The organism is Streptomyces sp. MI02-7b, from assembly GCF_033793585.1.
Lineage (GTDB): Bacteria > Actinomycetota > Actinomycetes > Streptomycetales > Streptomycetaceae > Actinacidiphila.
Map to the genome: position 1 here is coordinate 182,233 of NZ_JARAWX010000007.1, position 20,217 is coordinate 202,449.

General features: G+C 71.4%; 17 protein-coding genes. 7 read left to right on the plus strand and 10 right to left on the minus strand.

All coding sequences use genetic code 11. The annotated features are described in order from the left end of the window. Window positions 1–77: 77 nt before the first annotated feature. From dnaK to PV364_RS13940, 4 genes are read left to right on the plus strand one after another with little or no spacing between them, the layout of a single operon-like run. Entirely contained in the window at window positions 78–1,922 is a 1,845-nt protein-coding gene (dnaK, locus tag PV364_RS13925) for a molecular chaperone DnaK (protein ID WP_319660226.1), read from the plus strand. Next, window positions 1,919–2,590, plus strand: coding sequence for a nucleotide exchange factor GrpE (gene grpE, locus PV364_RS13930; RefSeq protein WP_319660227.1), 672 nt, complete (start codon window positions 1,919–1,921; stop codon window positions 2,588–2,590). The genes dnaK and grpE (PV364_RS13930) overlap by 4 nt, the downstream gene beginning before the upstream one ends. A 39-nt stretch (window positions 2,591–2,629) precedes the next feature. Next, window positions 2,630–3,814 carry a molecular chaperone DnaJ gene (dnaJ, locus tag PV364_RS13935; protein WP_319660228.1) on the plus strand — a complete coding sequence of 395 codons (1,185 nt, stop codon included), beginning with the start codon at window positions 2,630–2,632 and terminating at the stop codon, window positions 3,812–3,814. Between the two features lie 19 nt (window positions 3,815–3,833). Next, complete coding sequence (locus PV364_RS13940; RefSeq protein ID WP_401973125.1) at window positions 3,834–4,283, plus strand: heat shock protein transcriptional repressor HspR; 450 nt, start codon at window positions 3,834–3,836, stop codon at window positions 4,281–4,283. A 10-nt stretch (window positions 4,284–4,293) separates the two neighbouring features. Here PV364_RS13940 and PV364_RS13945 read toward each other — a convergent pair whose 3' ends face one another. The 3 genes from PV364_RS13945 to PV364_RS13955 form a co-directional block, all read right to left on the minus strand. Beyond that, a complete protein-coding gene (locus PV364_RS13945; protein WP_319660229.1) occupies window positions 4,294–4,836 on the minus strand; it encodes a hypothetical protein in 543 nt (180 codons plus the stop codon). Continuing rightward, on the minus strand, window positions 4,833–5,990 hold the full coding sequence (locus PV364_RS13950) for an ImmA/IrrE family metallo-endopeptidase (protein ID WP_319660230.1): 1,158 nt from the start codon (window positions 5,988–5,990) through the stop codon (window positions 4,833–4,835). The genes PV364_RS13945 and PV364_RS13950 overlap by 4 nt, the downstream gene beginning before the upstream one ends. A gap of 65 nt (window positions 5,991–6,055) precedes the next feature. After that, window positions 6,056–8,080 carry a PA14 domain-containing protein gene (locus PV364_RS13955; protein WP_319660231.1) on the minus strand — a complete coding sequence of 675 codons (2,025 nt, stop codon included), beginning with the start codon at window positions 8,078–8,080 and terminating at the stop codon, window positions 6,056–6,058. A gap of 205 nt (window positions 8,081–8,285) precedes the next feature. Here PV364_RS13955 and PV364_RS13960 point away from each other — a divergent pair, with 205 nt between their 5' ends. Further along, window positions 8,286–8,750, plus strand: a complete 465-nt coding sequence (locus PV364_RS13960; RefSeq protein ID WP_319660232.1) for a hypothetical protein — start codon at window positions 8,286–8,288, stop codon at window positions 8,748–8,750. On the opposite strand, the gene PV364_RS13965 is transcribed toward PV364_RS13960, so the two are convergent. The 6 genes from PV364_RS13965 to PV364_RS13990 all read right to left on the minus strand — a co-directional run bounded on the left by PV364_RS13965 (window position 8,708) and on the right by PV364_RS13990 (window position 14,706). Next, window positions 8,708–9,004 (minus strand): NIPSNAP family protein, encoded by a 297-nt coding sequence (locus PV364_RS13965; protein ID WP_319660233.1) that lies wholly within the window; start codon window positions 9,002–9,004, stop codon window positions 8,708–8,710. The two genes, PV364_RS13960 and PV364_RS13965, sit on opposite strands and share 43 nt — an antisense overlap. A 16-nt stretch (window positions 9,005–9,020) precedes the next feature. Further along, on the minus strand, window positions 9,021–9,650 hold the full coding sequence (gene grpE, locus PV364_RS13970; RefSeq protein WP_319660234.1) for a nucleotide exchange factor GrpE: 630 nt from the start codon (window positions 9,648–9,650) through the stop codon (window positions 9,021–9,023). Beyond that, window positions 9,647–10,807, minus strand: coding sequence for a hypothetical protein (locus tag PV364_RS13975; RefSeq protein ID WP_319660235.1), 1,161 nt, complete (start codon window positions 10,805–10,807; stop codon window positions 9,647–9,649). Before PV364_RS13975 ends, grpE (PV364_RS13970) begins: the two co-directional genes overlap by 4 nt. A gap of 22 nt (window positions 10,808–10,829) precedes the next feature. Beyond that, window positions 10,830–12,425: an Hsp70 family protein gene (locus PV364_RS13980; RefSeq protein ID WP_319660236.1), complete on the minus strand. Its 1,596-nt coding sequence runs from the start codon at window positions 12,423–12,425 to the stop codon at window positions 10,830–10,832. 102 nt (window positions 12,426–12,527) lie between these two features. Then, on the minus strand, window positions 12,528–12,932 hold the full coding sequence (locus PV364_RS13985; RefSeq protein ID WP_319660237.1) for a pyridoxamine 5'-phosphate oxidase family protein: 405 nt from the start codon (window positions 12,930–12,932) through the stop codon (window positions 12,528–12,530). Between the two features lie 13 nt (window positions 12,933–12,945). Beyond that, complete coding sequence (locus PV364_RS13990) at window positions 12,946–14,706, minus strand: PA14 domain-containing protein (protein ID WP_319660238.1); 1,761 nt, start codon at window positions 14,704–14,706, stop codon at window positions 12,946–12,948. A 166-nt stretch (window positions 14,707–14,872) separates the two neighbouring features. Between PV364_RS13990 and clpB the strand changes: the two genes are divergently transcribed. Together clpB and PV364_RS14000 are read left to right on the plus strand one after the other, a co-directional pair. Further along, window positions 14,873–17,470: an ATP-dependent chaperone ClpB gene (clpB, locus tag PV364_RS13995; RefSeq protein ID WP_319660239.1), complete on the plus strand. Its 2,598-nt coding sequence runs from the start codon at window positions 14,873–14,875 to the stop codon at window positions 17,468–17,470. A gap of 95 nt (window positions 17,471–17,565) precedes the next feature. Beyond that, window positions 17,566–18,111, plus strand: a complete 546-nt coding sequence (locus PV364_RS14000; protein ID WP_319660240.1) for a YbjN domain-containing protein — start codon at window positions 17,566–17,568, stop codon at window positions 18,109–18,111. Window positions 18,112–18,245: 134 nt separating this feature from the next. Here PV364_RS14000 and PV364_RS14005 read toward each other — a convergent pair whose 3' ends face one another. Further along, entirely contained in the window at window positions 18,246–19,439 is a 1,194-nt protein-coding gene (locus PV364_RS14005; protein ID WP_319660241.1) for a pyridoxal phosphate-dependent aminotransferase, read from the minus strand. Between the last annotated feature and the right edge of the window lie 778 nt (window positions 19,440–20,217).

Below are 20,217 nucleotides of genomic sequence, written 5' to 3' on the forward strand. Positions count from 1 at the left end.
ATGTCTGTTGACACCGGGAGAACCGTCCGGCACTCTTGAGTCTGTTCCACTCAAGTAGGCAGTTGGAGGATTTCACCATGGCACGTGCGGTCGGCATCGACCTGGGCACGACTAACTCCGTCGTCAGCGTTCTCGAAGGCGGCGAGCCCACCGTCATCACCAACGCCGAGGGTGCCAGGACCACGCCGTCCGTCGTCGCCTTCGCGAAGAACGGTGAGGTGCTCGTCGGCGAGGTCGCCAAGCGCCAGGCCGTCACCAACGTCGACAGGACCGTCCGTTCGGTCAAGCGCCACATGGGCACCGACTGGCGGATCAACCTGGACGGCAAGGACTTCAACCCGCAGCAGATGAGCGCCTTCATCCTGCAGAAGCTGAAGCGTGACGCCGAGGCCTACCTGGGCGAGAAGGTGACCGACGCGGTCATCACCGTCCCGGCGTACTTCAACGACTCCGAGCGCCAGGCCACCAAGGAGGCCGGCGAGATCGCGGGCCTCAACGTCCTGCGCATCGTCAACGAGCCCACGGCCGCCGCCCTGGCGTACGGCCTGGACAAGGACGACCAGACCATCCTCGTCTTCGACCTCGGTGGCGGCACCTTCGACGTCTCGCTGCTGGAGATCGGCGACGGCGTCGTCGAGGTGAAGGCCACCAACGGCGACAACCACCTCGGTGGTGACGACTGGGACCAGCGCATCGTCGACTACCTGGTGAAGCAGTTCGCCTCCGGTCACGGCGTGGACCTGTCCAAGGACAAGATGGCGCTGCAGCGTCTGCGCGAGGCCGCCGAGAAGGCGAAGATCGAGCTGTCCTCGTCCACCGAGACCTCGATCAACCTGCCCTACATCACCGCCTCGGCCGAGGGCCCGCTGCACCTGGACGAGCGCCTCACCCGCGCCCAGTTCCAGCAGCTGTCCGCGGACCTGCTCGAGCGCTGCAAGATCCCGTTCCACAACGTCATCAAGGACGCGGGCATCCAGCTCTCCGAGATCGACCACGTCGTTCTCGTCGGTGGCTCCACCCGCATGCCCGCCGTCGCCGAGCTCGTCAAGGAGCTGACCGGCGGTCAGGACGCCAACAAGGGCGTGAACCCGGACGAGGTCGTGGCCATCGGCGCCGCGCTCCAGGCCGGTGTGCTCAAGGGCGAGGTCAAGGACGTCCTGCTGCTCGACGTCACCCCGCTGTCCCTCGGCATCGAGACCAAGGGCGGCATCATGACCAAGCTGATCGAGCGCAACACCACGATCCCGACCAAGCGCTCGGAGATCTTCACCACGGCCGAGGACAACCAGCCGTCGGTCCAGATCCAGGTCTACCAGGGCGAGCGCGAGATCGCCGCGTACAACAAGAAGCTCGGCATGTTCGAGCTCACGGGCCTGCCGCCGGCGCCGCGCGGCATCCCGCAGATCGAGGTCGCCTTCGACATCGACGCCAACGGCATCATGCACGTCTCCGCCAAGGACCTCGGTACCGGCAAGGAGCAGCGCATGACCGTCACCGGTGGCTCCGCGCTGCCGAAGGACGACATCGACCGCATGATGCGCGAGGCCGAGCAGTACGCGGAGGAGGACCACAAGCGCCGCGAGTCCGCCGAGACCCGCAACCAGGCCGAGCAGCTGGTCTACCAGACCGAGAAGTTCCTCAAGGACAACGAGGACAAGGTCCCCGCCGACGTCAAGACCGAGGTCGAGGCGGCCGTGGCGGACCTCAAGGAGAAGCTGAAGGGCGAGGACTCCGCCGCCATCCGCGAGGCCACCGAGAAGGTCGCCGCCACCTCCCAGAAGCTGGGCCAGGCGCTCTACGCCAACGCCCAGGCCGAGGGTGGCGCGGCCGGTGCCGCCGGTGCCGCGGGCGGTGCCCAGGCCGACGACGACGTCGTCGACGCCGAGATCGTCGACGAGGACAAGAAGGACGGTGCCGCGTGACGGAGGAGACCCCGGGCTTCGAGCAGGAGCCTGACGTCCCCTCTGCCGAGGCCGGTTCCGCGTCGTCCGCGGACTCCGCGGGCGACACGGCGCCGGGCGCCGGGTCCGCCGAGCAGGCGGCCCCGGCGGCCCCGGCCGGGGACGCGAACGCCACGGTCGCTCTGCAGGCGCAGCTGGACCAGGTGCGCACGGCGCTCGGCGAGCGCACGGCGGACCTGCAGCGGCTCCAGGCGGAGTACCAGAACTACCGCCGCCGGGTGGAGCGGGACCGTATCGCCGTCCGCGAGGTCGCGATCGCCAATCTGCTCACCGAACTGCTCCCGGTGCTCGACGACCTCGGCCGGGCCCGGGACCACAAGGAACTGGTCGGCGGCTTCAAGTCGGTCGGCGAGTCCCTGGAGACGGTGGCCGCCAAGCTGGGCCTCCAGCAGTTCGGCAAGGAGGGCGAGCCCTTCGACCCGCTGGTGCACGAGGCCCTGATGCACAGCTACTCGCCGGACGTCACACAGACGACCTGCGTGCAGATCCTGCAGCCCGGGTATCGCATCGGAGAGCGCACCATCCGCCCCGCGCGGGTGGCGGTCGCCGAGCCCCAGCCGGGGACGCAGGGCACGCAGGGCAACGCCGACTCGGCGGACGAGGAGAACGGTGGCCCGGAGCAGGGCTGACGTGAGTCACGCGAAGGCACGGAAGGAGGGACGCCGGGGATGAGCATCAGCAGGGATTTGTTCGAGAAGGATCTCTACAAGGTCCTCGGCGTCCCGAAGGACGCCACCGAGGCGGAGATCAAGAAGGCGTACCGGAAGCTCGCCCGCGAGTTCCACCCGGACGCCAACAAGGGCGACGCCAAGGCCGAGGAGCGCTTCAAGGAGATCTCCGAGGCCAATGACGTGCTGTCGGACCCCAAGCGCCGCAAGGAGTACGACGAGGGCCGCGCCCTCTTCGGCAACGGCGGCTTCCGCGGCGGCCCGGCCGGCGCGGGCGGGTTCGGCTTCGACCTCGGCGACCTCTTCGGCGGCGGTACCGCCGGCGGTGCCGGCACGGCCCAGGGCGGCGGCTTCGGCGGCGGCCTCGGGGACGTGTTCGGCGGCCTGTTCAACCGGGGCGGTACGACGACCCGTACGCAGCCCCGGCGCGGCCAGGACGTCGAGACCGAGGTGACGCTCAAGTTCACCGAGGCGGTGGACGGCGCCACGGTTCCGCTGAAGATGACCAGCCAGGCCCCCTGCAAGGCCTGTTCGGGTACCGGCGACAAGAACGGCACGCCGCGGGTCTGCCCGACCTGCGTCGGCACCGGCCAGGTCTCGCGCGGTGGCGGTGGCGGCTTCTCGCTCACCGACCCCTGCGTGGACTGCAAGGGCCGCGGCCTGATCGCGCAGGATCCCTGCGAGGTCTGCAACGGCAGCGGTCGGGCCCGCTCGGCGCGCACCATGCAGGTGCGCATCCCGGCCGGCGTCACCGACGGCCAGCGCATCCGGCTGCGCGGCAAGGGCGCGCCCGGCGAGCGCGGCGGCCCGGGCGGCGACCTGTACGTGACCGTGCACGTCGACGCCCACCCGGTCTTCGGCCGCAAGGGCGACAACCTCACCGTCGTGGTGCCGGTCTCCTTCACGGAGGCGGCCCTCGGCGGCGAGATCAAGGTCCCGACGCTCGGCGGCCCCCCGGTCACCCTGAAGCTGCCCCCGGGCACGCCCAACGGGCGTACGCTGCGGGCGCGTGGCAAGGGTGCCGTCCGCAAGGACGGTACGCACGGCGATCTGCTGGTCACCGTCGAGGTCGCCGTTCCGGCGGCCACCGAGGGCAAGGCGCTGGACGCCCTGGAGGCGTACCGGGAGGCGACCGCGGACATCGATCCGCGGGCAGAGCTGTTCAAGGCCGCGAAGGGAGTCTGAACCGATGAGCATGGGCGGCATGCGAGGCGGACGGGGTCGCAACCCGTACGAGCTGACGGACGAGTCCCCTGTCTACGTCATCTCGGTGGCGGCCCAGCTCTCCGGCCTGCACCCTCAGACCCTTCGGCAGTACGACCGGCTCGGCCTGGTCTCGCCCGACCGCACGGCCGGGCGAGGCCGCCGGTACTCGGCCCGTGACATCGAGCTGCTGCGCGAGGTCCAGCGCCTGTCGCAGGACGAGGGCATCAACCTCGCGGGCATCAAGCGCATCATCGAACTGGAGAACCAGGTCGCGGCCCTGCAGTCCCGGGTGGCCGAACTGGCCGCGGCCGTCGAGGGCGCCGCGGCGGCCATGCAGCAGCGCGAAGCGGCCGTCCACGCCTCCTACCGGCGGGACCTGGTGCCGTACCAGGACGTGCAGCAGACCTCGGCGCTGGTGGTGTGGCGGCCCGCCAAGCGGCCCGAGTAGCCCGTTCCCGCTACGCCAGCAGGTCGGCGGGCCCCTGCGACACATGGTGCAGGTGCCGGCCCGAGGCGATCATGGCGTGCAGCAGCCGATGGCCCTCGGCCGCGGGCACGAGCCCCTCGGCGCACGCGTCCCGCATCAGGTCGAAGGTCTCCTTCGTGGTGATCCCGCGCCGGCGCGTGAAGTTGCGGGCGGAGCGGTCGTCGGTGATCCAGACGGAGCCGCGGAACTCCCGCCGCCGCGTGATCAGTACGCAGGTCTCGGCCTCCCCGAGATGCCGGGTCGGCGCGTTCGCCGGGCCGCCGAAGACCGCGCGGCGCAGCCGGTCGACCTCCCGGAGCTCGTCCCTCTCGGTGATCTCCACCGGCTCGCCCAGCCAGCCGGCCTCGGCCAGCCCCGCCAGGCGCGGGAGGAACCGCGCGGAGCGGGCCGCCTCGTAGGCGACGGCCTGGGTCCAGCGACCGCGGCCGTCCAGCACCTTCTCCAGCAGCAGCATCCGGTCCACGGCGGCGAAGTTGCACAGGACGGTGTTGTCCGGGAACCACCAGGCGGTCATGGCTGGAAGACCAGGTCCCCTTCTTCGGCGTCCTGTTGATCGGCGCCGTTGCCGGGTGCGGATTCGGGGGCCAGCAGGTCGTGCAGCCGCTCCACGTCGGTGTCCAGCAGCGCGGCCAGCGGGCGCAGCGTCGTCTCGCCCGCCCGGTAGGCCTTGTACAACTCCGAGGCCAGGCGCGGCGGAAAGCGTTCCGCCGAGGCCCGCGCCGCCTGCCGCTGGTACTCGTCACCGGCGCCCGCCAGCAGGTGGCAGGACTCGGTGGTCAGGCCGCGCAGGTGCTTGCGGCGTACGGCGTCGATCAGGCCCAGTTGGTGCAGCCGTGCGGCGAGCGCGCTCGGCGACACCCGGAAGCGGACGACCAGCCGCTCGAAGGCGGTGTCCGTGAGCTCCCCCTCCGCCGCGGCGGCATCCGTCAGCGCCCGGGCGGGCATCAGCAGATGCGAGGCGAAGACATTGGCCCGCACCTCGGCCAGGTCCTTCTGCCGGCCGGGGGCGACGTGGGACTCCACGACGACGCTGCGGGCGTCCTTGGCGAGGATGTGGCAGAGCTCGTGGGCCAGGGTGAAGCGCTGCCGTGTCCACAGGCCGGTGGGCGCGACGAGCACGAGGCGGAAGGTGTCGGTCTGCCACGCGAGCCCGTCCACAGCCTGGGGAAGGCCCGTGATGGCCACGTCGACCCCGAAGTGCTCCTCGACCGCGGCGATCAGCTCGTCGGTCTCCAGCTCCGCCGCCGGCAGCCGTTCCCGCGCCTGCTCCGCCAGCCGCTCGCCCTGCGCCGCGTACCGCTCCAGCGCGGGGTCCGGCTCGGGGACGGCAGGCAACTCCGCTGTCCGGTCGAGGAGTTCCAGCACCTCATAGGCGGCCGCGAAGCGCGCCGTGACCTCCTGTGTGCCGACCGGGTCGGGGGCGCTGTCGCTGCGCGTCCGGGCCGCGAGGGCGGGGCGCAGCGGTTCGTTGCCGGTCAGCAGCCAGTCCACCGTGGTGCCGCCGGCCTCGGCGATGAGCGCCAGGTCGAGCGAGGTGAAGCGGCGCACCCCGCTGAGCGACTTCGACAGCTTGTCGGGCGTGAGCCCGACCGTCCGGGCGAAGGCGGCCTTGGTCATCGCGGCCGCGTCCATCACGGTGCGTACGCGTTCGATGACATGCGGGTCCATGAAAACAGCGTAGGCGGGCCTTGCGATAATCGCAAGACCCGCCTACGTACTGTGCTGCGGTGGTGCTACGGGGCCAGGATCACGGAGGCCCCGCCCGGCGCGGACTCCGTGCCGTCCGCGTCCACGGCGGTCACCCAGTAGTAGTGGGTGGTGCCGCGGGGCGCGGTGGTGTCTGTCCAGGCCGTGCCCGTCACCGGATCCGGCGTCAGGCTCTCGTACCGGCCGGCGGCACGGTCCCAGCGGTAGACGCGGTAACCAGCGGCGCCGGAAACCCCGTCCCAGCCCAGTCGCACGCCGCTGAGCACGTCCTCGGCGGTCAGCCGCACGGGCGAGTCCTCCGGGGTCGCGACGGAGGGCGTCAGGTCGAGTTCGGTGAACTCCACCACGGAGGCCTCCTGTTCCCACAGGAACATGGAGTTGCCCCAGGTGTCCTCGGCGTCGACGAAGTAGCAGCCCCGCTCGCCGTCGGGCAGCCGCTCGGCGAGGTACCCGGTGGCGTCCGGGCCCAGCCACTCGACCGCATGGCCGAAGCAGGTCCACTGCCCGTCGTCCTCGTACAGCTCACCGCTGTAGACCGTGTAACGGGCAAGGTCCGGCTCGGTGTTGGGGTCCCAGTGCAGGCGCACCCCGTACTCCGTCGGTTCGGCGGTCAGTCCGGAGACCAGGGCCGGGGGGACCTCGTCGCCGGGCACGGTGAAGGTGACCTCGTTCGAGGGTGCCGAAGTGAGGCCGTCGGCGCTCTGGGTCACGGCGTAGTGGTAGGTCACGCCGCGTCGCAAGGACATGCTGCTGTCGGTGCAGCTGTACCGGGCCGGGTCGGCGCCGAGGTTGCCCTCGTGATCGATCGTGCAGGTGACGCGGGTCGCGGTGGCCGGGTTCACCGGCGAGGTGGTCGAGCGGTACACCGTGTACGTCCCGACGTCCTGGGCCGCCGGGAGGCTCCACGTCAGCTTGACGCCGAGCAGGTTCACGAGGGGCGTCGCCGCCACGTCATGGGGCGCGACCGGCCGGATCACCAGCGGGGCCGTGCCGGCGGCGGCGGACCTGCCCGACAGGTTGCCGGCGGCGTCGACGGCGTGCACGGCGTACAGGTACGTCGTCCTGGAGGCGGCCGTGGTGTCCGTGTACGAGGCGCCCGACGGGGTGCCGAGCGCGGTCCACGGGCCGGTCGCCGACGTCGCCCGGTACACCTGGTACTTCACCGCGTCCGCGATCGCGTTCCAGGTCAGCGCGTAGCCCCTGCCGTCGGCGGTGGCCGCCACCTTCAGGCCGGTCGGTGTGGCCGGGGCCTGCTCGTCGATCGAGGTGACCGTGACCGCGGCCGACAGCGCCGAGGCGTTGCCCGCCTTGTCGACGGCCGCGACCGCGTAGGAGTACTTGGCGCCGGTGGACGCCGGCAGGTCCCGGTAGGACGTCGAGGTCACCGCCGGCGCGCCGCTGATCCGGACCCAGCTGCCCGAGCCGGTGCGGCGGTAGACGCGGTACCCCGCGAGGTCCATCTCCGCGCCCTTGGTCCACGCGAGCGTGAACGCGTGCCCGGTGGCCGGGGCCTTCAGCCCGGTCGGCGTCAGCGGCCCGGTCTTGTCCACCGACGCCGACGTGCGCGGCGCGTAGGTGAACTTGACGTTCGCGGCGCTCTTGAAAGCGGCGAAGTCGACGCGCAGGGTGTGGCGGCCCTTGGGGACGGTGAGGTTGAGGGTCTTGTTCTGTGTGGTGCTCACGTCCTTCCAGAGGTTGATCTTGAGGCTGGAGTCCAGGTAGACGCGGATGCCGTCGCGGGCCGCGGCGGTGAAGGTGAACGGCCCGCCGGAGCCGAAGTCGCGGGTGAGGCTCCACCGGACGCCGAAGTTGTCGTTGGGGAGTGCGATGCCGGCGGGGTGGCCGGTGCCGTAGTTCTCGTTGATCGAGGCATCGCAGGCGGTCTTCTTGGGGCTGCCCTTGAACGTGGTGTTGGCGTAGTAGGACGCCACCCACACCCCGGTGGAACAGGTGGTGGCGGCGTGGGCGGTGCTCGCGGGCAGTGTCGCGAGGCCCGCGGCCGCCGTGGCGAGGACGAGCGCGGTGGCGGTCGTCCGTATGTGCGTGGTCAAAGATCCCTCCCTGAGGAGCAAAATCCTGACACTCCCGACCCCTTGTGCCCAGGGGTTGTGCATGCCCGTGATCATGCCGTGTCCTGCGACGCCCTGCCCGCCCCGCTTTCCGAACCCCGCGCGCGGCGCCCGAGGCGTGACGCCGAAGGGGTGGCGGGGCGGGCGGGGGAGGCCTGTGGGGGGCGGGACGGGGAAGACGCGGGACATGTCACGTGGAGCGGTGTGGACAGGAGTGGTGACGGGTCTCGCCTTCGGGATGCTGGCCGCGGCGGTGCCGCACGCGCTGGCGTGGAGCTCCGAGGGGCTGGACGTGGCCATGGCGACGGTGGGCCTGTGGGCCGCGTTGCGACTGGCCTCGGACCGTGAGGGGCCCTGGTGGGTCATGGGCGTTCTGGCGCTGGTCCTGGTGAGCCTCGGGGTGGCGGCGTACGGGGTGGAGGAGGTGCCGCGCTACGCGGACCTGGTGCCGGTCCCGGTCGTGGTGGCGCTGCTCGCGGTCGGCGGTGTCGGCTCCGTGTGGGCCCGGCGCCGGGAGGTGACCGTGGCGGGTGCGGCGCTCGGCGCGGGGGCGCTGCTCGCGGCCGCGTGGCTGCCGCTGTGGGCGGCCGTGGCGGTGTGGGGCGCGGCTCAGGCCGGTTCGACGTCGCGGACCTCGCTGCGCACGAGGTAGTCCTCCGGCTGCAGGGGCATCCGCTCGCGCTCGGGGCTGTTCCAGTAGCGGGCGTTGGCGGCCTCGAAGCCGTCCTCGCCCGCGTAGCCGATCAGCCAGACGAACTGGCTGCGCTGCCGGTCCACCCAGGCCTGGCCGATCTCGAAGCCGTGCGCCCGGCGCAGCGGGACGATCTCGGTGTGCCACAGCGCGAGCCAGGCGTCGAGCGCGTCAGGCCTGATGGTGTACGTGCGCAGCTGCAAGGTCCTGGGCATGCGGGACTCCTGGGGGTCAGGGGGCCGCGTGGACGCGGACCTGCTGGGGACGCACGACGCGGTCGCCGACGCGGTAGCCGTGCCGGACCACTTCCGCGACGTCGCCCGCGAGTTCGGGCCGGGGGGCGGGGACGGTGCCGACGGCCTCCTGGTGGCCGGGGTCGAAGCGGCCCGCGGCGACCGGGATGCGGGTCATGCCGTACTTCTCCAGGACGGTGAGGAGTTCGGCGCCGACCGAGTCCGCGAAACCGCCGTCGATGCCGGGGTGGCGGTCGATGCGGTCCAGGAGCAGCACGAGGTCGTACAGCAGCGGCTGCATCAGGCGGCCCTCGGCGGCCTTGCGGGTGTGGTCCAGTTCGGCGCGCAGTTCGTCCAGGCCGCGCCGGCCCTCGCGGTCGTTGAGCAGCCTGCGCCGGAACTGGTCGCCGAGCGCGGCCATTTCCTCCCTGAGCCCGTCCACGGCGTCGGCGACGATCGCGAACGGATCGGGGGAGGGCGCCGGCACCGGTGCCGACGCCTGCGCGGGCACCGGCACCGGCTCGGCGGCGACGGCCTCCGGCGGCATCGGAAGTCCCGGCGGCGCGGGCGGTGCGGGAGGCGTGGGCGGCGTGGGCGGGACCGGGGGTACGGACGGCGGAGTGCTCATGCGGTGCTCCAGGGCTGCTGCTGTCGCTGCGGGTCCCGGGCGTGCCGGGGAAGGGACTTGCGGGTGTGGAACCAGCGGGGCCGGTAGCCGAGCCAGGCGACGAGCGCGGCGGTGACGGCCAGCACCAGCAGGCTGTAGAGACCGGCCTTGCCGTCGCCGACGGCGAACGCCAGCGCCACACCGGCGAGGACGACCAGGAGCATGCCGCCGCGCCAGTTCCAGGTCTTGCGCAGGGCGTCGCGCGCGAGCGCGCCGTAGAACTCCAGCCGTCCCGTCAGTTCCGGGTCGCCGGGGCGGACGGCCAGTCCCTGGTCGACGCAGTGCAGCACCCGCTGCGCGGTCTCCGCGGCCGCGACGACCAGCCGGCGGGTGTACGGGTGGGTGACCATGGCGCCCTCCGCGCGCAGCGACCAGATGCGGGCGATCTGGTTGCGCAGCCCGGCGTGCCCGGGGGAATGACTCAGGGCCGTCTCGTACCAGCTCAGGGCCTCGTCGAAGCGCGAGGCGGCGTACAGCCCGTCGCCGATGGCGATCTCGGTCCCCAGGTCGCCGGGGGCGAGGGTGGCGGCCTTCAGGTACCAGCTCAGCGCGGTGCCGTGGTCGCCGAGGGCGGTGTGGACGGTGCCGACCAGGTAGTGCGTGCCGGCGTCGGCGGGCTCCAGTTCCAGGGCGCGCCGGTGCTCCTGGAGGGCGTCCCGGTACTCGCCGAGGTCGGTGTGGACGGCGCCGAGCAGCCGCCAGGCGAAGGCGTTGCGGTCGTCGTGGTGCACGGCCTGGCGCAGCTCGTAGGCGGCGGCCTGTAGGTCGCCCTCGGTGATGAGCTGCTGGGCGGTGCCGACCCAGTCGCGGACGGTGCCGCCGAGGGTGGGCTGCACCGGTTCCGGCCGGGGCGGCTGCCGCGGCCCGCCCTTCTTGGCCCGGGCGAGCCGCTGGTCGTACAGGGCGCGGGCGGCGGGGTCGGTGAGCGCCTTGCGGGCGTCCAGGACACGCCGCACCTTGTCCTCGGCCTCGCGGCGCTTCTCGGCGGAGGGGGCCTTGCTGGCCTTGCCCGCCCAGGTGCGGTGCTCGCGGTCGAGGTGTTTGCCGATCTCCTGCGGTGTGGCGCTGGTGCTGATCCCGAACTCGGCGTAGTAGTCGGGGACATCGGTCGCGGTCATGGCGCGGCGCCTCCGGCTCCGGTCAGAGGGCGGCGGTACGGGCCACCCGGTCGCTGAGTTCTTCCAGTTGCCCGGTGCCGAGGTTGTCGGGGCGCTCGACCTCGAACTCGCCCAGCCACTCCCCGGAGGTCAGGTCCTTGACCTCGACGTGGATGATGCCGTCGACGTCGTAGGAGTAGAAGACCTCGAAGGGCGCGCCCTTGGGGTACGGCGGGATCTTGAGGGTGCTCTCCCCGACCACCTTCACGTAGTCCAGGTCCTCGCCCTCGCCTTCGGTGACCTGCACCCGCAGCGCGGTCTGGCGCTCCCGGATCGTGTAGAAGGTGTCGCTCTCCTTGGCCGGGACGGTGGTGTTGTGCGTGATGATCACCGCGTTGTACTCGGGGGAGCCGGGGGCGTCGTCGTGCACCGCGACCATGCCCAGCGACTGCGAGGTGACGTCCTTGATGGACCTGACCCTGCCCTTGGTCAGCCGGGCCAGGCCGTCGCCGGGGGCGGACTCCACGTGGGCGCCGCTGCCGATGTACTTCTTGCGTTCCGCGGCCTGTTCGGCGCGCACCTCGGCGTCCAGGGCGATCAGCGCGGCGCCGAGCGCCACCACCTCGTCCTGGTTGACGCCGCGTTCCGCGCTCTTCCCGGACAGCCGCTCGACGAGCGCCGGGACCTGGGGCATCCGCGTGGAGCCGCCGACGAGCAGCACCTTGTCGATGTCACCCCAGGTCAGGCCGGACTCCTCCAGGACGCCCTCGGTGAGGATGCGGGTGCGGTCCAGGAGTTCGGCGGTCAGCTCCTCGAACCGGGCCTGGGTGATGCGGATCTGCTCGTGGCGCCCGCCCGCCGAGAGCACGACCACGGCCTGCGGGGCGTTGGACAGCGTGCGCTTGGCGATCTCCGCCTTGTCCCGCAGCTCGGCGAGGGTAGCGCTGTCGTCGGTGAGGTCGGGGCCGCCGGCCGCCATGAAGGCTCCGTTGAGGTGCTCCATCAGCACCCCGTCCCAGTCGAAGCCGCCGAGGTTGCGGTCGCCGTCGGTCGCGACGACCTCGTAGTCGCCGTCCTCGACCCTCATCACGGTCACGTCGAAGGTGCCGCCGCCCAGGTCGTAGACGAGCACGGTGCCGACGCGCTCGTCGTCGTCCTGGTCGACGCCGTAGGCCAGGGCGGCGGCGGTCGGCTCGTTGACGATCCGCAGCACCTCCAGGCCGGCGATCCGGCCCGCGTCCTGGGTCGCCTTGCGGCGGGCGTCGTCGAAGTACGCGGGGACGGTGATCACGGCGCGCTCCACCGGCTCGCCGAGCATCATCTCGGCGTCCTCCTTGAGCCGCTTGAGGATCAGCGCCGAGATCTCCTCGGGGCGGAAGTGCGTGCCGGACTCGGAGGTGTAGACGGGGTGGGGCTCGCCCATGTAGCGCTTGACGAACTGCACGACGTGGTCGGGGGCGGTCGCCGCGGACCGCTTGGCCTGCGAGCCGACGACGACCGTGTCGCCCTGGAACATCACCACGGACGGGGTGATGTTCTCCCCCTCGCGATTGCGGACGATGGACGCGGTGCCGGTCCGGTCGGCCACCGCCACAGCGGAGTACGTCGTTCCGAGATCGATTCCCACAACCCGTGCCACCCCCGGGCACCTCCCCGTAACTCGTGCCGCCCGAATCTGCCGGAGCGTCAATCATGCAGCATGCAGGGGTGTTCAGGGGATGGGATTGACGGGGTCGGAGGGTCAGGCGCGGCCCATGGCACGGGTCAGCGTGATCTCCACGACGACCCGGTCCGGGTTGGGGGCGGGGGTGCGGCCGTACCGCTCGGCGTACCGGCGCACGGCGTCCGCCACCGCCTCCGGATCGGTGTTGACCCGGGCCACGCCCTCCAGCGTCGCCCACCGCCCCTTGTCCACCTGGCAGACCGCGACCCGGGCGCCCCCGGACCCGGCGGCCAGCACGTGGGCGACCTTGCGGCTCGCCTTGTTGGTGATCACCCGTGCCAGCCCCGCCTCCGGGTCGTACGTCACCCCCACCGGCACGACGTGCGGAGTGCCGTCGGGCCGGTGGGTGGTGAGCGTGCTCATCAGGTACTCCCGCCAGAAGGCGAGGTAGCCGGGATCGGGGTCGCGTGGGTCGAGCGTCATACCGGGAAGGATGTCACCCGGCCGGCGCCAGGGCGATGGAGCCCCACGACGGGAAGGACTCCGTCCCGTCGTCGAGGACGGCGGTCACCTGGTAGACGTGGGTCGTGCCCCGGGCCGGCGTGGTGTCGGTCCAGCTCGACGGCACGGTGGGCAGGGGTGCGGCGTCGAGCTTGACGAAGGCGCGGGTGGTGTAGTCGAAGTCGTACACGTTGTAGCCGGTGATCCGGTCGCACACGGAAGCGTTCGAGCAGTACCAGTCCAGGAGCACCCCGCCCGCGCCCGTCTCCGAAACGCTGTCCAGCCTCACCGCGAGGGTGCCCGGCGCCGGGTACGGGGTGTCCACCATGTCGATCGGCGTGACGTCCAAGGTGGCGGCCACGGTGTCCACCGTCGCGTTGCCCGCGGTGTCGACGGCCACGACCAGGAAGCTCACGGGCCGGCTGCCGAGCGCCTTGACCAGGCGGTAGTGCGTGGTGCCGGCGGCGACCACGGCCGTGGTGTCCTTCTCGAAGTACGGCTCGCCGGTGTAGGCGTTGATCTCCCAGGAGCCGGTGGAGACCTCGTAGTGGTCGAGGTCGGCCGCCGTGCCGGCGTCCCAGTCGAGTTCGACGCCGTACTTCTCGGCCGTGCCGGTGAGGCCGGTGACGGCGGCCGGCGGGCCGGAGGTCTCGGTCAGGGTGACCGAGGGTGCCTGCGACCTGGCGGACTGGTTGCCGGAGGCGTCGACCGCGGTGACCGCGTAGGAGTACGTCCCGGCCGTGCCGCCGGGCAGCTGGTCGTTCAGGAACAGCTCGGTGGACGGGGTGCTGTCCGGGGCGAGCCGGACCCAGGCGCCGTCGGCGCCGGTGCGGCGGTACACGCGGTAGGAGCGCAGGTCGCCCTCCTTGCCGGCGGCCCAGGTCACCTTCACGGCGCCGGTGGACTCGGAGTACGTCGCCCGGACCCCGGTCGGCGCGGCCGGGGCCTTCCGGTCGATGCTGGTGACCGTGACGGGGGCGGAGACGCCGGAGGCGCGGCCCGCCCTGTCGACGGCGGTGACCACGTAGACGTACTTCGCGCCGGTGGCCGGCGGGGTGTCGGTGAATCCGGTCGAGGTCACCGGGCCGGCGCCGCTGATCCGGGTCCAGGTGGTCGCGGTCGGGAACCGGCGGTAGACGCGGTAGCCGGCCAGGTCCATCTCGACGTTCCTGGACCAGGTCAGGCCGGCCCCGCCCGTGCTGCCGGAGTACGTGACGTGCAGGCCGGCCGGCGCCAGCGGCGCGACCTTGTCGACGGAGGCCGAGGTGCGGGGCGCGTAGGCGAACGCGACGTCGGCCTTCCCCCTGAAGGCGGCGAAGTCGACGCGGACGGTGTGCGTGCCCCTGGGGACCGTGAGGTTGACCGTCTTCCGCTGGGTTTTGGTCACGTCCTTCCAGAGGTTGATGTCGAGCTTGCCGTCGAGATAGACGCGGATGCCGTCCTGCGCGGCGGCGCTGAAACCGAACGGGCCGCCGGACCCGAAGTTCCTCGTCAGGGTCCAGCGGACGCCGAAGTTGTCCTTGGGCAGCGTGACCCCGGCGGGGTCGCCCGTGCCGTAGTTCTCGGCGATCTTCGTGTCGCAGACGGTCTTCCTGGGGGTGCCCTTGAAGGTCGTGTTGGCGTAGTAGGACGCCTTCCACGTATGGGCACCGCAGGTGACGGTGGTGGTGGCGGCGTGTGCCGGAACGGCGGCCGCGGTGGTGGCCGTCGCGAGCGCGGCAGCGGCGGTGAAGGCCGCTAAGTGGCGTATGGACATGTCAATGATCCCCTCCCGGTGGAGGATCTTGGCAGAGATAACGGGAGATGCCCAGGCATTTCGGCCTCCGGCGCTGGCATTCATAGACTTGAGTGGAATAGACTCAACTTGTCTCACGCTGAACAAGGCAGCTTCGAAGGGGCTTCAGAAGGAGGAGTACGCGGACGTGGATGCCGAGCTGACCAACAAGAGCCGGGAGGCCGTGGGCGCCGCCAACACCAAGGCGGTGTCGGCGGGACACGCGGACCTGACCCCCGCGCACCTGCTGCTCGCGCTTCTGGAGCAGCCGGAGAACGACAGCGTGCTGGACGTGCTCGCGGCGACCGGGGCCGATGTCGCCGCGGTCCGGTCCGGGGCCGAGCGGCTGCTGGGCGGACTGCCCAGCGTGCAGGGCAGCACCGTGGCGCCCCCGCAGGCGAGCCGCGATCTGCTCGCCGTGATCGCGGACGCCACCACGCGCGCGAAGGAACTCGGGGACGCGTATGTGTCCACCGAGCATCTGCTGATCGGCATCGCCCTCAAGGGCGGGGCCGCCGGCGAGCTCCTGGCGCAGTACGGTGCGACAGGCAAGAAGCTGCAGGACGCGTTCGAGCAGATCAGGGGAGGTCAGCGCGTGACGACACCCGATCCCGAGGGCACGTACAAGGCGCTCGAGAAGTACGGCACCGATTTCACCGCCGCGGCCCGCGAGGGCAAGCTCGACCCGGTCATCGGCCGGGACAACGAGATCCGGCGTGTGGTGCAGGTGCTGTCGCGGCGCACGAAGAACAACCCGGTCCTCATCGGCGAGCCCGGCGTCGGCAAGACGGCGGTCGTCGAGGGCCTGGCCCAGCGCATCGTCAAGGGCGACGTGCCCGAGAGCCTGCGCAACAAGCGCCTGGTCGCCCTGGACCTCGGCGCCATGGTCGCCGGCGCGAAGTACCGCGGCGAGTTCGAGGAGCGGCTGAAGGCGGTGCTGGCGGAGATCAAGGCCAGCGACGGCCGGATCGTCACCTTCATCGACGAGCTGCACACCGTCGTCGGCGCCGGCGCGGGCGGCGACTCCGCCATGGACGCGGGCAACATGCTCAAGCCGATGCTGGCCCGCGGCGAGCTGCGGATGGTCGGCGCGACCACGCTGGACGAGTACCGCGAGCGCATCGAGAAGGACCCCGCCCTGGAGCGCCGCTTCCAGCAGGTGCTGGTCGCCGAGCCCAGCGTCGAGGACACCATCGCGATCCTGCGTGGGCTCAAGGGCCGCTACGAGGCGCACCACAAGGTGCAGATCGCCGACGCCGCCCTGGTCGCCTCCGCCACCCTGTCCGACCGCTACATCACCGCGCGCTTCCTGCCCGACAAGGCCATCGACCTGGTGGACGAGGCCGCCTCGCGGCTGCGCATGGAGATCGACTCCTCCCCCGTCGAGATCGACGAACTGCAGCGCTCCGTCGACCGGCTCCGCATGGAGGAGATGGCGCTGGAGAAGGAGACCGACCCCGCCTCCAAGCAGCGGCTGGAGAAGCTGCGCAAGGACCTCGCCGACAAGGACGAGGAGTTGCGCGGCCTGACCGCCCGCTGGGAGAAGGAGAAGGAGGGCCTGAACCGGGTCGGTGAGCTCAAGGAGCGCCTGGACGACCTGACCACCCGCATCGAGCGCGCCCAGCGCGACGGCGACTTCGAGGCCGCGTCCAAGCTGATGTACGGCGAGAAGCCGAAGCTGGAGGCGGAGCTCGCCGAGGCCACCGAAGCGGAAGAGGTGGCCAAGCGCGGCACCATGGTCAAGGAGGAGGTCGGCCCCGACGACGTCGCCGATGTGGTCGCCGCCTGGACCGGCATCCCGGCGGGCCGCCTGCTGGAGGGCGAGACCCAGAAGCTGCTGCGCATGGAGGACGAGCTCGGCAAGCGGCTGATCGGCCAGACCGAGGCCGTGCGCTCGGTCTCCGACGCCGTGCGCCGCTCGCGCTCCGGCATCGCCGACCCGGACCGCCCCACCGGCTCCTTCCTCTTCCTCGGCCCGACCGGCGTCGGCAAGACCGAGCTGGCCAAGGCGCTCGCTGACTTCCTCTTCGACGACGAGCGGGCCATGGTCCGCATCGACATGAGCGAGTACGGCGAGAAGCACTCCGTCGCCCGCCTGGTCGGCGCGCCTCCCGGCTACGTCGGCTACGAGGAGGGCGGCCAGCTGACCGAGGCCGTGCGCCGCCGCCCGTACACGGTGGTGCTGCTGGACGAGGTGGAGAAGGCGCATCCCGAGGTCTTCGACGTCCTGCTCCAGGTGCTCGACGACGGCAGGCTCACCGACGGCCAGGGCCGCACCGTCGACTTCCGCAACACCATCCTCGTCCTCACCTCCAACCTGGGCAGCCAGTACCTGGTCGACCCGGTGCTGGGGGACGACGAGAAGAAGGAGAGCGTCCTGGAGACGGTCCGCGCGTCCTTCAAGCCGGAGTTCCTGAACCGGCTGGACGACATCGTCGTCTTCACCGCTCTCGGCAAGGAGGAGCTGCGCCGCATCGCCCGGCTGCAGACCGACCGCCTGGCCCTGCGGCTGCGCGACCGCCGGATCGGCCTCGACATCACCGACGAGGCGCTGGACTGGCTGGCCGAGGAGGGCAACGACCCGGCGTACGGCGCCCGCCCGCTGCGCCGCCTGGTGCAGACCGCCATCGGCGACCAGCTGGCCCGCGAGATCCTGGCCGGCGAGCTCAGGGACGGCGACACCGTGCGGGTCGACCGGGTCGGTGACCAGCTGCTGGTGGGGACGGCCACCGGCAAGACCCTCTGAGTCCGGCGACGCGTCGCCGGACAGACGGGCCGCGCTTGCACAGCGCGGCCCGCCGTGAGGGAGGATGGGGTTATCCGTACGAAGGGAACTCCAAGGTGAGCATCGACCCGTCCTCGATTCCGAATTTCGGGGGCCAGCCGGACCCCCAGCCCGGCCCTGCCGGGAACGTGGTCATTCCTGACCAGGATCTGGTCAAGCAGCTGCTGGAGCAGATGGAGCTCAAGTACGTCGTCGACGAGGAAGGCGACCTCGCCGCGCCGTGGGAGGAGTTCCGCACCTACTTCATGTTCCGCGGGGAGGAGGACCAACAGATCTTCGCGGTCCGCACCTTCTACGACCGCCCGTACAGCATTGAGGACAAGCCCCAGCTGCACGAGGCGCTCGACGACTGGAACCGCCGCACCCTGTGGCCGAAGGTCTACACGCACACCCACGACGACGGCACGGTCCGCCTGATCGGCGAGGCCCAGATGCTGATCGGTCTCGGCGTCGGCCTGGAGCACTTCGTCTCCAGCACCGTCAGCTGGGTGCGCGCGTCCATCGAGTTCGAGAAGTGGATCCTCGAGGCTCTGGGACTGGAGAAGGACGCCGACTCCGCCGACGGCGAGGGTGACGACGGCGACGGCGCCGCCCACGACTGACGCAGCGGCCCCGCGGGGCGCACGCCGGCCGGCGTCCCGTGGCAGAACGGCAGCCCGGCCCCTCCCGACCGCCTCCGGCGGCCGTGGCGGGGCCGGGCTGCCGTCATTCGGGCATGCCGGTCGGCACGCGCGGGTCAGCCGGCGAACGCCTTGCGGAGGCGGGCGGCCGCGTCGGTGAGGACGTCGTCGCGTTTGCAGAAGGCGAAGCGGACCTGGCTGCGGCCGGCGTCGGGGTCGTCGTAGAAGACGGAGTTGGGGACGGCGACGACGCCGCAGCGTTCGGGGAGGGCCCGGCAGAAGGCGAGGGCGTCCTTCTCGCCGAAGGGCGTGATGTCGGTGGTGATGAAGTACGTGCCCTGCGGCTGGTGGACCTCGAATCCGGCGGCGCGCAGGCCGTCGGCGAGCAGGTCGCGCTTGCGCCGCAGGCCGTCGCGGAAGTCCCGGAAGTAGGCGTCGGGCAGGGCGAGGGCCTCGGCGACGGCGTACTGGAACGGGCCGGAGGCCACGTACGTGAGGTACTGCTTGGCCGCGCGGACCGCGCTGACCAGGGGCGGGGCGGCGGTGACCCAGCCGACCTTCCAGCCGGTGAAGGAGAAGGTCTTGCCGGCACTGGAGATGGTGACGACGCGCTCGCGCAGCTCCGGGAAGCGGTCGGCGAGGGCGGCGAGCGGGATGTGCTCGGCGTCGTAGGTCAGGTGCTCGTAGACCTCGTCGGTGACGACCAGCAGGTCGTGCTCGACGACGAGTTCCGCGATCGCGGTCAGTTCCTCGCGGCTGAGCACCGTGCCGGTCGGGTTGTGCGGGCTGTTGAGCAGCAGCAGCCGGGTGCGGGGGGTGATCGCGGCACGCAGCGCGTCGAGGTCGGGGCGGAAGCCGGGGGCGCGCAGGGTGAGGGGGACGCGGACGGCCCCGGCCATGGCGATGCAGGCGGCGTACGAGTCGTAGAAGGGCTCGAAGGCGATCACCTCGTCGCCCGGCTCCAGCAGGCCGAGCATGGCGGCGGCGATGCCCTCGGTGGCGCCGGCGGTGACCAGTACCTCGGTGTCCGGGTCGTAGCCCAGGCCGTGGAAGCGCGCCTGGTGGGCGGCGACGGCCTGCCGCAGCTCGGGCACGCCGGGGCCGGGCGGGTACTGGTTGCCGCGGCCGTCGCGCAGTGCCCGGACGGCGGCCTCGCGGACCTCCTCGGGCCCGTCGGTGTCGGGGAATCCCTGGCCGAGGTTGATCGCGCCGGTGCGGGCGGCGAGGGCCGACATCTCGGCGAAGATGGTGGTGCCGAACTCCGCGAGGGCGCGGTTGAGCGGGGGTCGCGAGGAGGTCATGCCCGCCATCCTCCGCCGAACCTCTGGACTTCCTCAACTGACGTTCGGGGATGAGCACCTGCGCCGGTGTTCGGAGCATCGCCCCTGAGCAGGGGAAAGGGCGTCGACGACTGTCATTATCTGTCGTCGCTGGCTACCGTCGGACGGCCCAGGGACGGCCCCGCGGCGGTTCTCAACTTGCACGACGCCACCCGCTTTGAGGAGTTCGGGCCGGAGCTGGAGCGACCTGCGGGAACCCACGTTTGGTGAGGAATTCTGGCCTGCCTGTAGCCGGGGTGATGCGCTCCAGTCCGGCGTCGTTGATGTCAGACTTCGATGTCAGGTGCGCGCGAGGCACGCTTCCGACGGCGCCTGATCAGGTCGCCAATCAACAGAGCGCTCCAGAAGACTGCGAAGACTGCGGCCGGGACCCGAACATAGATTGAGCTCCCGCTGCTTGCAGCAGTCCAGACCCATACGACTATCACCAGCAGCGTGTACCCCGGGCTCTCAACCAAGGTTTGTCTCTTGGCCACCGCTCCCCAATCTCATCAGCGAACCGCATCCGATCAATGCTGAGGCCATGAGCACCAGTTTGGAAGACTGAGGCTCCGGATAGCCCCTGAGCTGCACCGACGTGGACCTGGACGAACGCCGGATGCTGTCCGTGGTTCCCCGCCATTCCCCGCTTGGCCCCGTCGTATCTGGCACGGCTGTGGCACGTCGACGCGAACCGGCACCCGTCTGACGCGCAGCGCCCCGGCAGATAGCCCGCGAAACGCGTCATGCATCATTCTTCGGGCAGCGC

Coding starts and splice junctions, on each gene's coding strand:
- dnaK (WP_319660226.1), top strand. CDS start 78: ATGGCACGTGCGGTCGGCATCGACCTGGGCACGACTAACTCCGTCGTC.
- dnaJ (WP_319660228.1), top strand. CDS start 2,630: ATGAGCATCAGCAGGGATTTGTTCGAGAAGGATCTCTACAAGGTCCTC.
- PV364_RS13940 (WP_401973125.1), top strand. CDS start 3,834: ATGCGAGGCGGACGGGGTCGCAACCCGTACGAGCTGACGGACGAGTCC.
- PV364_RS13945 (WP_319660229.1), bottom strand. CDS start 4,836: ATGACCGCCTGGTGGTTCCCGGACAACACCGTCCTGTGCAACTTCGCC.
- PV364_RS13950 (WP_319660230.1), bottom strand. CDS start 5,990: ATGGACCCGCATGTCATCGAACGCGTACGCACCGTGATGGACGCGGCC.
- PV364_RS13960 (WP_319660232.1), top strand. CDS start 8,286: ATGTCACGTGGAGCGGTGTGGACAGGAGTGGTGACGGGTCTCGCCTTC.
- PV364_RS13965 (WP_319660233.1), bottom strand. CDS start 9,004: ATGCCCAGGACCTTGCAGCTGCGCACGTACACCATCAGGCCTGACGCG.
- grpE (WP_319660234.1), bottom strand. CDS start 9,650: ATGAGCACTCCGCCGTCCGTACCCCCGGTCCCGCCCACGCCGCCCACG.
- PV364_RS13975 (WP_319660235.1), bottom strand. CDS start 10,807: ATGACCGCGACCGATGTCCCCGACTACTACGCCGAGTTCGGGATCAGC.
- PV364_RS13985 (WP_319660237.1), bottom strand. CDS start 12,932: ATGACGCTCGACCCACGCGACCCCGATCCCGGCTACCTCGCCTTCTGG.
- PV364_RS13990 (WP_319660238.1), bottom strand. CDS start 14,706: ATGTCCATACGCCACTTAGCGGCCTTCACCGCCGCTGCCGCGCTCGCG.
- PV364_RS14005 (WP_319660241.1), bottom strand. CDS start 19,439: ATGGCGGGCATGACCTCCTCGCGACCCCCGCTCAACCGCGCCCTCGCG.